Source organism: Pseudomonas sp. R-28-1W-6, assembly GCF_009799925.1.
GTDB lineage: Bacteria > Pseudomonadota > Gammaproteobacteria > Pseudomonadales > Pseudomonadaceae > Aquipseudomonas.
In genome coordinates this window covers 35,620-48,089 of sequence record NZ_WELK01000006.1, presented here as the reverse complement: position 1 = coordinate 48,089, position 12,470 = coordinate 35,620, and the positions used below count along the sequence as shown (strand labels likewise).

Annotated in this window: 10 protein-coding genes; 5 read left to right on the top strand and 5 right to left on the bottom strand. The window is 66.9% G+C overall.

Annotated elements, in window-relative coordinates; all coding sequences use genetic code 11:
- Nucleotides 1-2: 2 nt before the first annotated feature.
- The 3 genes from F3I62_RS13115 to F3I62_RS13105 form a co-directional block, all read right to left on the bottom strand.
- The gene (locus F3I62_RS13115; RefSeq protein ID WP_160490085.1) at nucleotides 3-1,184 is read right to left on the bottom strand and encodes a CaiB/BaiF CoA-transferase family protein; all 1,182 of its coding nucleotides are present in this window, start codon (nucleotides 1,182-1,184) and stop codon (nucleotides 3-5) included.
- Nucleotides 1,185-1,226: 42 nt separating this feature from the next.
- Nucleotides 1,227-2,867, bottom strand: coding sequence for an AMP-binding protein (locus F3I62_RS13110; RefSeq protein WP_160490084.1), 1,641 nt, complete (start codon nucleotides 2,865-2,867; stop codon nucleotides 1,227-1,229).
- Between the two features lie 434 nt (nucleotides 2,868-3,301).
- Entirely contained in the window at nucleotides 3,302-4,219 is a 918-nt protein-coding gene (locus F3I62_RS13105; RefSeq protein ID WP_160490083.1) for a LysR family transcriptional regulator, read from the bottom strand.
- A gap of 106 nt (nucleotides 4,220-4,325) precedes the next feature.
- On the opposite strand from F3I62_RS13105, the gene F3I62_RS13100 reads away from it, so the two are divergent.
- The 3 genes from F3I62_RS13100 to F3I62_RS13090 all read left to right on the top strand — a co-directional run bounded on the left by F3I62_RS13100 (nucleotide 4,326) and on the right by F3I62_RS13090 (nucleotide 8,023).
- Nucleotides 4,326-6,092, top strand: a complete 1,767-nt coding sequence (locus F3I62_RS13100; protein WP_160490082.1) for an amidohydrolase — start codon at nucleotides 4,326-4,328, stop codon at nucleotides 6,090-6,092.
- A 100-nt stretch (nucleotides 6,093-6,192) separates the two neighbouring features.
- A complete protein-coding gene (locus F3I62_RS13095) occupies nucleotides 6,193-6,939 on the top strand; it encodes a TorF family putative porin (RefSeq protein ID WP_160490081.1) in 747 nt (248 codons plus the stop codon).
- 178 nt (nucleotides 6,940-7,117) lie between these two features.
- Nucleotides 7,118-8,023, top strand: coding sequence for a DMT family transporter (locus F3I62_RS13090; RefSeq protein WP_160490080.1), 906 nt, complete (start codon nucleotides 7,118-7,120; stop codon nucleotides 8,021-8,023).
- A 53-nt stretch (nucleotides 8,024-8,076) separates the two neighbouring features.
- Here the strand turns inward: F3I62_RS13090 and cysK are convergent, their stop codons facing one another.
- The gene (gene cysK / locus F3I62_RS13085; RefSeq protein WP_160490079.1) at nucleotides 8,077-9,051 is read right to left on the bottom strand and encodes a cysteine synthase A; all 975 of its coding nucleotides are present in this window, start codon (nucleotides 9,049-9,051) and stop codon (nucleotides 8,077-8,079) included.
- A 284-nt stretch (nucleotides 9,052-9,335) separates the two neighbouring features.
- Between cysK and F3I62_RS13080 the strand changes: the two genes are divergently transcribed.
- On the top strand, nucleotides 9,336-10,181 hold the full coding sequence (locus F3I62_RS13080; RefSeq protein ID WP_160490078.1) for a MoxR family ATPase: 846 nt from the start codon (nucleotides 9,336-9,338) through the stop codon (nucleotides 10,179-10,181).
- Nucleotides 10,182-10,321: 140 nt separating this feature from the next.
- Nucleotides 10,322-11,500: a VWA domain-containing protein gene (locus tag F3I62_RS13075; protein ID WP_160490077.1), complete on the top strand. Its 1,179-nt coding sequence runs from the start codon at nucleotides 10,322-10,324 to the stop codon at nucleotides 11,498-11,500.
- Nucleotides 11,501-11,550: 50 nt separating this feature from the next.
- Here F3I62_RS13075 and F3I62_RS13070 read toward each other — a convergent pair whose 3' ends face one another.
- Nucleotides 11,551-12,459: a DUF2950 domain-containing protein gene (locus tag F3I62_RS13070; RefSeq protein ID WP_160490076.1), complete on the bottom strand. Its 909-nt coding sequence runs from the start codon at nucleotides 12,457-12,459 to the stop codon at nucleotides 11,551-11,553.
- Nucleotides 12,460-12,470 lie beyond the last annotated feature (11 nt).

Below are 12,470 nucleotides of genomic sequence, written 5' to 3'. Positions count from 1 at the left end.
CCTCAGCCCAGCACCTTTTGCGCCTTCAGTTCGGCGATCTGCTCTTCGCTATAGCCCAGCTCGCGCAGCACCTCCAGGCTGTGCGCGCCGACCGCCGCGCCGGTGTGGCGCGGCGCCTCCAGCCCCGCCGAGAACTTGATCGGGCAGGCGATCTGCCGCTGCGCCGGCTGGCCCGGACGCGGCACATCGGTGAGCAGCGCGCGCGCCTGCAGCTGCGGGTGCTCGACCGCCTCGGACAGCTTCAGCACCGGCTCGACGCAGGCATCCACCGCGGCGAAGCGCTGCTGCCACTCGGCCAGGTCGTGCTTCTCGATCTCGATCTCGATCTCGCGCTTGAGCGCCTTCTGCTCCTCCGGCCTGGGCGACAGGCCGCGCCCGGCCAGCTCCGGGCGGCCGATGACCGCGCAGAACTGCTGCATGAACTGCGGCTCCAGGCTGCCCACGGACAGCCAGCGGCCATCGCGGGTGCGGTAGTAGTCGTAGAAGCTGCCGCCATTGAGCGCCTGGTTCTCCATCGCCGGTTCCACCCCGGCGCCCAGGTAACCGGCGCCGGCCATGGCGTGCAGGCTGAAGGCGCAGTCGGTCATGCTGATGTCCACGTGCTGGCCCTGCCCCGTGCTCTGCCGGGCGATGACCGCGGCGAGCAGGCCGATCACCCCGTGCAGCGAGCCGCCGGCGATGTCCGCCACCTGCACGCCCAGCGGCAGCGGGCCGGTGTCGCGGCGCCCGGTGTAGCTGGCCAGGCCGCTCAGGGCCAGGTAGTTGAGGTCGTGGCCGGCGCGGTCCTTGTACGGCCCGGTCTGGCCGTAGCCAGTGATGGAGACGTAGATCAGCCGTGGGTTGATCGCCCTCAGCGCCTCACAGCCGAGGCCGAGCTTGTCCATCACCCCGGGGCGGAACTGCTCCAGGACGATGTCGTACTCGGCCACCAGCCGATACACCACCGCCAGCGCCTCGGGGTGCTTGAGGTCGAGGGCCAGCGAGCGCTTGTTGCGGTTGAGGTAGGCATGGCTGGTGCTGCTGTCGCCATCGAAGGGCGGCAGCACGCGGACCAGATCCACCCGCGTCGGCGACTCGATGCGCAGCACCTCGGCGCCCATGTCGGCCAGCAGCAGCGAGGCGAACGGCCCCGGCAGCAGGGTGGAGAAATCGAGAACCTTGAGTGACGACAACGGGCCTTTCATCGAATTACCTCTGCAGGGCCGGGGCAAGCCGGCCGGTGACAATCAGTGCTCCCAGACCAGCGGCTGGCGCGCCGGCAGGCTGGCGATCAGCTCGGCATAGCGGCTTTCCAGAACATTGCGGCGGATCTTCATGGTCGGCGTCATGCAGCCGTTGTCCACCGTCCACGGCTCGCGCACCAGGACGAAGTGGCTGATGCGTTCGTGCGGCTCCAGGCGCCCGTTCAGCTCGGCCAGGTCGCGCTGCAGGTCGGCACCGACCTGTGCCTCGGGCTGCTGGCGCGCAGCGGGCGACAGCTCGATCAGCGCCAGCGGCTGGTCGAGGTTGCTGCCCATCAGGCAGACCTGCTCGACCCAGTTGCTCTTGGCGATCTCGCCCTCGATCGGCGCCGGCGCCACGTACTTGCCCTTGCTGGTCTTGAAGATGTCCTTGACCCGCCCGGTGATGCGCAGATAGCCGTCGGCATCCAGCTGGCCCTTGTCGCCGGTGTGCAGCCAGCCGTCCCGGAGGGTCTCGGCGGTCTTCTGCGGGTCGCGGTAGTAGCCCTGCATCAGGGTGACGCTGCGCAGGAGGATCTCGCCGCTGTCGTCGATGCGCACCTGCAGCCCCGGCATCGGCCGGCCCACCGTGCCCAGGCGCACCTGCCCCGGCCGGTTGAAGCAGCCGTAGGCGAAGTGCTCGGTCATGCCGTAGCCCTCGCAGATGTTCAGGCCCAGGCGCCGGTACCACTGCAGCAGGCCGATGGAGATGGCCGCCGCGCCGGAGACCAGAATGCGCGCCCGGTCCAGGCCCAGCCCCCGGCGGATCTTGCGCGCCAGCAGTGCGCCGAGCAGCGGGATGCGCAGCAGGCGCTCGAGGGTCGGCGCCGGCAGTTTCTCCAGCACGCCCTGCTGGAAGCGCGTCCACAGGCGCGGCACCGAGAAGAACACGGTCGGACGGATATGGCGCAGGTCGCTGGCGAAGGTTTCCAGCGACTCGACGAAGGCCACCGGGGCGCCGCTGTACAGGCTGTTGAACTCGACCAGGAAACGCTCGGCCGCATGGGACAACGGCAGGTAGGAGAAGAACTGGTCGCGCGGGCCGATGCCCAGCTCGGCAGTGGCATGGCTACCGGAAAAGGCCATGGCCAGGGCCGACAGCATCACCCCCTTGGGCAGGCCGGTGGTGCCCGAGGTGTAGAGGATCGACAGCAGCTCGTCGGGCTGCTGCGCGCGGGTGCCCTGCAGCGGTTCGTGGCGGGCCAGCAGGCTATGCCAGTCATGGGCCGCGGCCATGGTCGGATAGGGCATGGCGATGCGCGTGATGTGCGCGCCGATGCCGCCGGCCAGCTTGTCCGGATCGTCCAGCTTGCCGACCAGGATCACCTTGCAGCCGGCATGTTCCAGCACGTAGGCGATCTGCTCCGGCGCCTGCAACGGGTACAGCGGCACGCTGACCAGCCCGGCATGCTGGATGGCCAGGTCGCTGATAAACCACTCGGCGCAGTTCTTCGCCAGCAGCGCGACCCGGTCGCCGGCCACGCAGCCCAGGGCCAGCAAGGCGCTGGCCAGGCGCCGCGCCTGCTCGTCGACCTGGCGCCAGGTGAAGTCGTGCCACTGGCCATCGACCGGCTGGCGCAGCCAGACCCGCTCGGGCTGTGCGACCAGCCAGTGATTGAAGCGTTGCAGGGGCAGTTGTTCGCTCATCGGGCACTCTCTTGTTCTTGTTGGAGCCACGTATGGTCGCTCGGCACAGCAGCCATGCCGCCAGGCTTGAGCCGCGAAAGGGGCTCCGCCGTTGCCGGCTTGCGCGGCTCAAGCCGCACCCCGAAAGCGGGCTGGCCGTGCGACCGGCCATACAGACATAGCCACTTTTCCTGCTTCGAGCCAGGCATCGAGGCAGGTTAGGCAGCCCCCCGCGCGAGCTCAATGACCCAAGCGCTCGGGGCGATTGACCCAATCGGCCAGCTCCCCATCCCGGGGCCCGTTCGCTATCTGGCGATGCCACTGGAGGAAAACCCTGCGCAGTTTTCCACGGGGTGGCCTTCCACCCGGCGCGGGCTACCGAGCCCTGCAGACTGGATAGCGCCTGGCTTGACCACCAATTCGGCAGCGGCGAACGAACAGAGTGGCGATGGTTTTCAGGCGATGCCACGCTCGCGCAAGCAGTCCTGCAGGTAGTCGATGAAGGCCACCACCTTGGCCGTGGCGCGGCGGTGGCTCGGGTAGACCGCGAGGATGTGCGGGCCGAAGGCGTCCGGGTCGATCCGGTAGTCGCTCATCAGTTGCACCAGGCGGCCATCGGCCAGGTAGGGCGCGGCGCTCCACAGCGGCGTGTGCAGCACGCCCCCGCCGGCCAGGGCCGCGGCCAGCAGCAGGTCGTAGTTGTCGCTTTCCAGGCGCGGCTGGCGCGGCTGCGGCAGGCCGATGCGCTGGCCCTCGCGCTCCACCCACCAGACGCCCCGCCCCAGCGCCGGGTGCTGGTAGACCAGCCAGTCGTGCTCGTCGATGCAGTCCGGGGCCAGCGGCTGCGGCCGCCGCGCCAGGTAGGCGGGGCTGGCGCAGAGAGCGATGCGGTTCTGCCCGACCACCCGGGCGATCAACCCGGGCAGGTCGCTGCGGCCCTCGCGCAGGGCCAGGTCGTAGCCGCTCTCCAGCAGATCGACGAAGGCATCGCACAGGTCGATGCGCAGCTTGATCTGCGGGTACTGGATGAGGAAGCCGGCACAGACCTCGTCGAGGAAGGCGCGGCCGAAGGCCAGCGGCGCGGTGATGCGCAGGTTGCCATACAGGCCGTGCTGCAGCTGGCCGATCTCCTCGCCCACCTCGTGCAGGCGCTGCAACACCTGGCGCGCGGTTTCCAGGTAGACCCGCCCGGCCTCGGTTAGCACCGTGCGCCGGGTGCTGCGCTCGAACAGGCGCGCGCCGAGCTCGGTCTCCAGGTGGCTGACCGCCTTGGTCAGGGCCGAGGGCGTCTTGCCCAGCTGCTCGGCGGCGCGGCTGAAACTGCCGTACTCGGCCGTGGCAACAAACATGTTCAGGGCACCGAGCTTGTCCATCGGATCTATTCCAATCAGGCAAAAGGGTTTTGCACGGCCAGGGCGTTCTGGCCCCGCACTGCAGTCGCTAGTCTCGCCTGCAGTCCAATAAAAACAAGGGGCACACATGAAAAGGTTCATCCCGAGCCTGCTGGCAAGCGCTATCGCTTTTTCCTCCCTGGAAGCCATGGCGGCGGCCGACCTGGTTCTGTTCAATGGCAAGGTGTTCACCGCCGAGGCGGGCCAGGCGCTGGCCCAGGCCGTGGCCGTGGAAAACGGCAAGGTGCTGCAGGTCGGTTCCGACCGCGCCATCCTGGCCCTGGCCGATGCCGACACCCAGCGCGTCGACCTGGGCGGCAAGGTACTGATGCCCGGCATGATTGACACCCACAGCCACCCGATCATGGGCGCCCTGGCCAGCCTGCGCGCCAACCTGTACGACGAGGTCAAGCCGCTGGCCGAGCTGGAACAGTGGATCATCCAGCAGGATGCGGCCGGCACTGCGCGCCTGGGCGAAATCGTGGTGATTTCCGGGGTCAGCTCGGCGTACTGGCAACACAGCCGCGAGCTGGCCAAGCGCTTCAACCAGGGCCGCTGGGCCAATCAGCCGCTGGTGCTGGATGGCATCGACGGGCACACCGGCTGGGCCAACAACGCCATGCTGCAGCGCGTCGGCATCGACGCCAGGCTGGTCAAGGGCCTGGCGGCCAAGGAAGCCAGCTTCATCGAGCACGAGGCCGACCTGACGCCCACCGGTTTCCTCAGCGAAACCGGCTGGGACCGAGTACGCGGCCAACTACCGGCACCGTCCGCCGAGCTGATGCTGAAGGCCGCGCGCGAAGCGGTGCGGGTCAACCTGCAGGTCGGTGTGACCGCCTGGATGGATGCCGCGGCCAACGGCGGCGGCGAGCAGTCGCTGTTCGAGATGCGCCCCACCGAAAAAGACCTCGGCGTGCTGCCGCTGTACCGCCAACTGGCCGAGAAGGGCGAGCTGACCGTGCACGTGGCCGCCCTGCTGCTGGCCCATCCGCAGAGCAAGCCGGACGACCTCGAGGTGCAGGCCAATGTGATGCAACAGTTCCAGGGCGTGGCGAACCTGACCTTCCCCGGCATCAAGGTGTTCGCCGACGGCGTGCTCGAATTCCCGGGGCAGACCGCCGCGGTGATCGACCCCTATAACAACAGCCACCAGCAGGGCCAGTTGCTGATCGATCCACAGGGCTTCGGCAAGCTGATCGCCGCCACCGAGCAGCGCGGCTGGATCACCCACATCCACGCGGTCGGCGACCGCGCGGTGCGCGAATCGCTGAACGCCGTGCAGTACGCCCGCTCGCTCAAGCCCGCGCCCGTGCCGCACAGCATCAGCCACCTGCAGCTGGTCAACCCGAAGGAGTTCCCGCGCTTCAAGGAACTCGGCGTGATCGCCTCCATGCAGCTGCTGTGGGCCACCGCGGAAAGCTACACCGAGGAACTGGTCAAGCCCTACGTCAGCGCCTTCACCTACCGCTACCAGTACCCGGCCCGCTCGCTGCACAAGGCCGGCGCGACCATCGCCGGCGCCAGCGACTGGCCGGTGTCCAGCCCCAACCCGTGGAACGCCATCGCCCAGGCCAGCACCCGCAAGGGCCCGCTCGGCGTGCTCAACAGCGCCGAAAGCATCGACCGCGAAACCATGTTCCACGCCTACACCATCAACGCCGCCAAGGCCTTGCGCCTGGAGCAGCAGATCGGCTCGCTGGCCCCCGGCAAGCAGGCCGACCTGATCGTCCTCGACCGCGACGTGTTCAAGGTCAGCGACGCCGAGCTGTTCGACACCCAGGTGCTGACCACCTACTTCGCCGGCAAGCCGGTGTACCAGGCCTCCGCCACCCCAGACGTCGCCCAGACGCACTAACGCCCGTCCCGCGGCCTGCCCTGCGCCTGGTTTTCAGTGCGCAGCGGCCGGCTGCGGCCCTGCATCGACTGCCGAACAACAAGCACAACAGGGCTTTTTCATGCACAGACTCAACCGCCTCACACTGGCCATTACCGCGCTGACCTGCAGCCTGCAGGCCGGCGCCATCGAGCTGAACGAGCAGTTCGCTCTGGTCGTCACCCCCAGCGTACTCAGCGACTACCGCAACAGCGGCATCTCCCAGACCCTGGGCGACCCCGCCGCCCAGCTCGATGTGATGCTCAGCCACGCCAGCGGCCTGTATGCCGGGGTGTGGACCAGCAACGTCGAGTACGGCTACGACTGGGAGAACGACGATGACTACGGCACCCGCCAGGAAGTCGACTACTACGCCGGCTACTACTGGCAGATCAGCGATGCCGTCAGCCTGGACGCCTACTACAACAAGTACACCTACCCGGGCGAAGGCCAGTTCAACGGTGCCGACATCTACCTGACCCTGGAGGCCTACGGCTTCTTCATCGGCGGCAAGCACTCCCATGACACCGACGACACCGCCGTCAGCCAGTATGCTGGCTACCGCACCCAGCTGCCGCTGGAGGTCGGCCTGGAGCTGCGCTACGAGAACGTCGACTACAAGGACGATGTGTTCTTCAACAGCGACTGGAGCCAGGCCCGCCAGGACTACGACAACTGGGAGGTCAAGCTGACCCGCGACCTGCTGGGCGTGACCTGGGGCCTGAGCTACGTCGACACCGACCTGTCGGACGCCGAGTGCGCCAGCTTCAGCGGCTACGACGACCTGTGCAGCGCTGGCGTGGTGGCCAGCGCCAGCAAGGTGTTCTGATCACCCACGTGCCGTAGGGTACGCCGCGCGCACCATGGCCTCACCCGGGGCTTCTGGTGCGCACGGCCCACCCTGTGGGCCCCTCGGACAACTGTATGGTCGATTTGCAAGTCAGCTGCGCATTGCATGAGGCGTTGGCTGGCGTACCCTGAGCGGCTCTGTCCAAGCGTGCCGCGCCATGAAACCCGCCGACCTGCTCCGCCTGTTGCTGCTTGCCGCCATCTGGGGCGCCAGTTTCCTGTTCATGCGGGTGGCCGTGCCGGTGCTCGGCAGCATGCCCACCGCCTTCTTCCGCGCCACCCTGGGCGCCATTGGCCTGCTGCTGTTTCTCCTGCTGGTACGCCCGAGCTGGGATTTTCGCGGCAAGTTCAGGCAATGCCTGCTGCTCGGGGTGATCAACGCCGGGCTGCCCTCGGCCATGTACTGCCTGGCCGCGCTGATCCTGCCGGCCGGCTATTCGGCGATCTTCAACGCCACCACGCCGCTGATGGGTGTGCTGATCGGCGCGCTGTTCTTCAGCGAGGCGATGACCCCGAGCAAGGCCGCCGGTGTGGCCCTCGGCCTGTTCGGCGTGGCGGTGCTGACCCGTACCGGGCCGGTGGCCTTCGACCTGGAACTGCTGCTCGGCGCCGGTGCCTGCCTGGTGGCCACCACCTGCTACGGCTTCGCCGGCTTTCTCACGCGTCAATGGATCGGCCAGCAGGGCGGCCTGGACAATCGCCTGACCGCCTTCGCCAGCCTGTGCGGCGCCAGTCTATTCCTCCTGCCGCTGTTCGCCGGCAGCCTGGCCCTGCAGCCACCGGCCAGCTGGGGCGGCATCGAGGTGTGGCTGTCCCTGGCCGGCCTGGGCCTGCTATGCACCGCGTTCGCCTATGTCCTGTACTTCCGCCTGCTGGCAGATATCGGCCCGATCAAGGCCTCCACCACCACCTTCCTGATTCCGCCCTTCGGCGTGCTGTGGGGCGCCCTGCTGCTCGGCGAGCCGCTGAGCTGGGCCTACCTGCCGGGCTGCGGGCTGATCGCCGTGGCCCTGTGGCTGGTGGTGCGGCCGAGCGCGCCGCGCACGGCGCCGGCCAAGGCCTGAGCGCGAAAACGAAAAAGCCGCCCGAGGGCGGCTTTTTCATGCGCTGGAGCGGGTTACTGCTGGAGTTCCTGCTCGGTGAACAGGTCGCTGAACAGCATGCTCGACAGGTAGCGCTCGCCGGAGTCCGGCAGGATCACCACGATGGTCTTGCCCTGCATGTCCGCCCGCTCGGCCAGGCGCACCGCCGCCGCCATGGCCGCGCCACAGGAGATGCCGCAGAGAATGCCCTCCTCCTGCATCAGGCGCAGGGCCATGGCCTTGGACTCCTCGTCCGTGACCTGCTCGACCCGGTCGACGATGGACAGGTCGAGGTTGTTCGGCACGAAACCGGCGCCGATGCCCTGGATCTTGTGCGGCGCCGGCTTGAGCTCCTCGCCGGCCATGACCTGGCTGATCACCGGCGAGCTGACCGGCTCCACCGCCACCGAGAGGATCGGCTTGTGCCGGCTGTGCTTGATATAGCGCGACACCCCGGTGATGGTGCCGCCGGTGCCGACCCCGGCCACCAGCACGTCGATGGCGCCGTCGGTGTCGTTCCAGATTTCCGGACCGGTGGTCTTCTCGTGGATCGCCGGGTTGGCCGGGTTATCGAACTGCCCGGGCTGAAAGTACTTGGCCGGGTCGGAATTGGCGATCTCGTTGGCCTTCTCGATGGCGCCCTTCATGCCCTTGGCCGGCTCGGTCAGCACCAGCTCGGCACCCAGGGCCTTGAGCACCTTGCGCCGCTCCAGGCTCATGGACGCCGGCATGGTCAGCACCAGCTTGTAGCCACGGGCGGCGGCGACGAAGGCCAGGCCGATGCCGGTATTGCCGGAGGTCGGCTCGACGATGGTCATGCCCGGCTTGAGCACGCCGCGCGACTCGGCATCCCAGATCATGCTCGCGCCGATCCGGCATTTGACCGAATAGCCCGGGTTGCGTCCCTCGATTTTCGCCAGAATGGTCACGCCCTTGGGGCCGAGGCGATTGATCTGCACCAGCGGGGTATTGCCGATGGATTGGGCGTTGTCGGAATAGATGCGGCTCATGGCAGGGTCCTTGGACAGGCAGAGGCGAGACTCACAAGCCTATGCCGCCAACCAGAGCGAGTCCAGCGCCCGAGTACAGGCCACGCCCCGCTGCCCTGGCCGACAGCGGACCGCCACGGCGCAACGGACTCGTTCTCTGAACCGCGGATCGGCTGACTCGCCATTCAGTGACTGAATGCCGCGTCTGCGTTCACAGCCTGGCAGACAGCGCGGTATAGTCGGTTTTTCACGCTACAACAGCGCCGGTCGCAGATTCCGGGGCGTTACCGTTCGAGGATTAAACGATGAAGTTCGAAGGCACCCAGTCCTACGTCGCCACCGACGATCTCAAACTCGCGGTGAATGCCGCCATCACCCTGCAGCGCCCGCTGCTGGTCAAGGGCGAGCCGGGCACTGGCAAGACCATGCTCGCCGAGCAGCTGGCCGAGGCCTTCGGCGCCAAGCTGATCACCTGGCACATCAAGTCCACCACCAAGGCCCACCAGGGCCTCTACGAGTACGACGCGGTCAGCCGCCTGCGCGACTCGCAGCTGGACTCGGACAAGGTCCACGACGTGCGCAACTACATCAAGAAGGGCAAGCTGTGGGAGGCCTTCGAAGCCGAGGAGCGGGTGATCCTGCTGATCGACGAGATCGACAAGGCCGACATCGAGTTCCCCAACGACCTGTTGCAGGAACTCGACAAGATGGAGTTCTACGTTTACGAGACCAACGAGACGATCAAGGCCAAGCAGCGCCCGATCATCATCATCACCTCGAACAACGAGAAGGAACTGCCGGACGCCTTCCTGCGCCGCTGCTTCTTCCACTACATCGCCTTCCCGGACCGCAACACCCTGCAGAAGATCGTCGACGTGCACTACCCGAAGATCAGCGGCGAGCTGGTGGCCGAGGCGCTCGACGTGTTCTTCGACGTGCGCAAGGTGCCGGGCCTGAAGAAGAAGCCGTCCACCAGCGAACTGGTCGACTGGCTGAAGCTGCTGATGGCCGACAACATCGGCGAGGCGGTGCTGCGCGAGCGCGATCCGACCAAGGCCATCCCGCCGCTGGCCGGCGCCCTGGTGAAGAACGAGCAGGACGTGCAGCTGCTCGAGCGCCTGGCCTTCATGAGCCGTCGCGCCAGTCGCTGAGCCATACCCCAGCGAGGTGTTGCAGGCCGTAGGGTGGAAAACCGCGAAGCGTTTTCCACCTGATCCAGCACCTACGCCGTACAGGCCCGGTGGATGAGAAGAGCGTCATCCACCCTACGGGTAATCGGGAGAAATCCACCATGCTGCTCAACCTGTTCAATGAAATGCGCGCAGCCAAGGTACCGGTCTCGGTACGCGAGCTGCTCGACCTGATCAACGCGTTGAAACACAACGTGGTGTTCGCCGACATGGACGAGTTCTACTTCCTGGCGCGCACCATCCTGGTCAAGGACGAGCGTCATTTCGACAAGTTCGACCGCGCCTTCGGCGCCTACTTCAAGGGCCTGGAGAACCTCAACCAGCACATCGAGGCGCTGATCCCCGATGAATGGCTGCGCAAGGAGTTCGAGCGCCTGCTGACCGACGAGGAGCGCGCGCAGATCCAGTCCCTCGGCGGCCTGGACAAGCTGATCGAGGAATTCAAGAAGCGCCTCGAGGAGCAGAAGGAACGCCACGAAGGCGGCAACAAGTGGATCGGCACCGGCGGCACCAGCCCGTTCGGCTCCGGCGGCTACAACCCGGAAGGCATCCGCGTCGGTGACGCCGGCAAGCGCCAGGGCAAGGCCGCCAAGGTGTGGGACCAGCGCGAGTACAAGAACCTCGACGACCAGGTCGAACTGGGCACGCGCAACATCAAGGTGGCCCTGCGCCGCCTGCGCAAGTTCGCCCGCGAAGGCGCGGCGGAAGAGTTCGACCTCGGCGGCACCATCGACCACACGGCCAAGGACGGCGGCCTGCTCAACATCCAGATGCGCCCGGAACGGCGCAACACGGTGAAGCTGCTGTTGCTGTTCGACATCGGCGGCTCGATGGACGCCCACGTCAAGGTCTGCGAGGAACTGTTCTCGGCGTGCAAGACCGAGTTCAAGCACCTGGAGTACTTCTACTTCCACAACTTCATCTACGAGTCGGTGTGGAAGAACAACCTGCGCCGCACCTCCGAGCGCTATTCCACCCTCGACCTGCTGCACAAGTACGGCCCGGACTACAAGGTGATCTTCATCGGCGACGCGGCCATGGCGCCCTACGAGATCACCCAGGCCGGCGGTAGCGTCGAGCACTGGAACGAGGAAGCCGGCTATGTGTGGATGAAGCGCTTCATGGAGAAGTACAAGAAGCTCATCTGGATCAACCCCTACCCGAAGGATGCGTGGAGCTACACCGCCTCCACCAACATCGTCCGCGAGCTGATCAACGACCAGATGCACCCGCTGACCCTGCGTGGCCTGGAAGAAGGCATGCGCTTTCTCAGCAAGTAAACAGAACGGGCCCGCATGGGCCCGTTCTGTTTTAGCGCCCGTGCTCCCGCTCAGGGGGTGGCCAATGTGGCGTCCTCGGCCCCGGCCTCAACCTCGTGCCAGCTGCTGTCCGGGTCGAAACGGCTCATGCCCGCCGCCAGTTTCGCGCCGTCCGGGCCCAGATCCTTTTCGAACACCTGGCCGTCGTGACTGATCATGAAACTCATCACGCCGCTGTCGCCATACTCGGCCGGCCAGGCGATCAGGGCGAAGCCGCGGCTCATGTTGTCGCCGAGCCGGTAGTCGTAGGCGCCCCCCGGTGCCGAGGCGCCCTGGGCGCTGAGGATGCGGTAGTGGTAGCCGTGCCACTCGCCATCGGGCAGTTCGTCGCCGAATAGCGGACCGAGCGGGCTTTCCTCGATACCAGGCTCCTCGGCCCAGTACAGCCCGTCGTACTGGCCATCGCTACTGACGAATTTCTGCGCGTACTCCAGCACCCCGTCGCCGTCGCGGTCGACCTCGGCGTAGTCCATCTGCGCATCGTGGTAAGCCAGTGCCGCCTGCACGGTGGCCAGCTCGTTGCGACCGATGCGCCGCACCCGGATTTCCTCACCGCCGGCCTTGGTATCGAAGACCCAGCCCTCCTTGCCCTGGACCAGCGGCAGGGGGAAGGTCCAGGGGGTGTTGCCCACCACCAACACGGCGCGCCCGGGCGCAGCGGGCTGCAGCACGCGCTTCTGCCGATAGAGCGCGAGAAAGGCATCGACGTCCTCGCGCACGATGTCGCCGCTCGGGATATAGACCTGCCAGTCGGCGCCCAGCAAGGCCGCCAGGCGCTCGGCATCGCCCTTTTCGCTTCCCAGTGCAGCCACCAGCGCCTCGGCGGCGGCATCTGGAGTGGGGTAAGCCTGCTGCGCCTGCGCGGCCTGGGCCAGAACGCCCAGCAACAGCATCGAGATCAAACGGAATCCAGCAATCATGGTGATTCTCC

What these genes read in the sequence shown, in the direction of transcription:
- F3I62_RS13115 (WP_160490085.1), bottom strand. Translation starts at nt 1,184, where the DNA reads ATGAAAGGCCCGTTGTCGTCACTCAAGGTTCTCGATTTCTCCACCCTG.
- F3I62_RS13110 (WP_160490084.1), bottom strand. Translation starts at nt 2,867, where the DNA reads ATGAGCGAACAACTGCCCCTGCAACGCTTCAATCACTGGCTGGTCGCA.
- F3I62_RS13105 (WP_160490083.1), bottom strand. Translation starts at nt 4,219, where the DNA reads ATGGACAAGCTCGGTGCCCTGAACATGTTTGTTGCCACGGCCGAGTAC.
- F3I62_RS13100 (WP_160490082.1), top strand. Translation starts at nt 4,326, where the DNA reads ATGAAAAGGTTCATCCCGAGCCTGCTGGCAAGCGCTATCGCTTTTTCC.
- F3I62_RS13095 (WP_160490081.1), top strand. Translation starts at nt 6,193, where the DNA reads ATGCACAGACTCAACCGCCTCACACTGGCCATTACCGCGCTGACCTGC.
- F3I62_RS13090 (WP_160490080.1), top strand. Translation starts at nt 7,118, where the DNA reads ATGAAACCCGCCGACCTGCTCCGCCTGTTGCTGCTTGCCGCCATCTGG.
- cysK (WP_160490079.1), bottom strand. Translation starts at nt 9,051, where the DNA reads ATGAGCCGCATCTATTCCGACAACGCCCAATCCATCGGCAATACCCCG.
- F3I62_RS13080 (WP_160490078.1), top strand. Translation starts at nt 9,336, where the DNA reads ATGAAGTTCGAAGGCACCCAGTCCTACGTCGCCACCGACGATCTCAAA.
- F3I62_RS13075 (WP_160490077.1), top strand. Translation starts at nt 10,322, where the DNA reads ATGCTGCTCAACCTGTTCAATGAAATGCGCGCAGCCAAGGTACCGGTC.
- F3I62_RS13070 (WP_160490076.1), bottom strand. Translation starts at nt 12,459, where the DNA reads ATGATTGCTGGATTCCGTTTGATCTCGATGCTGTTGCTGGGCGTTCTG.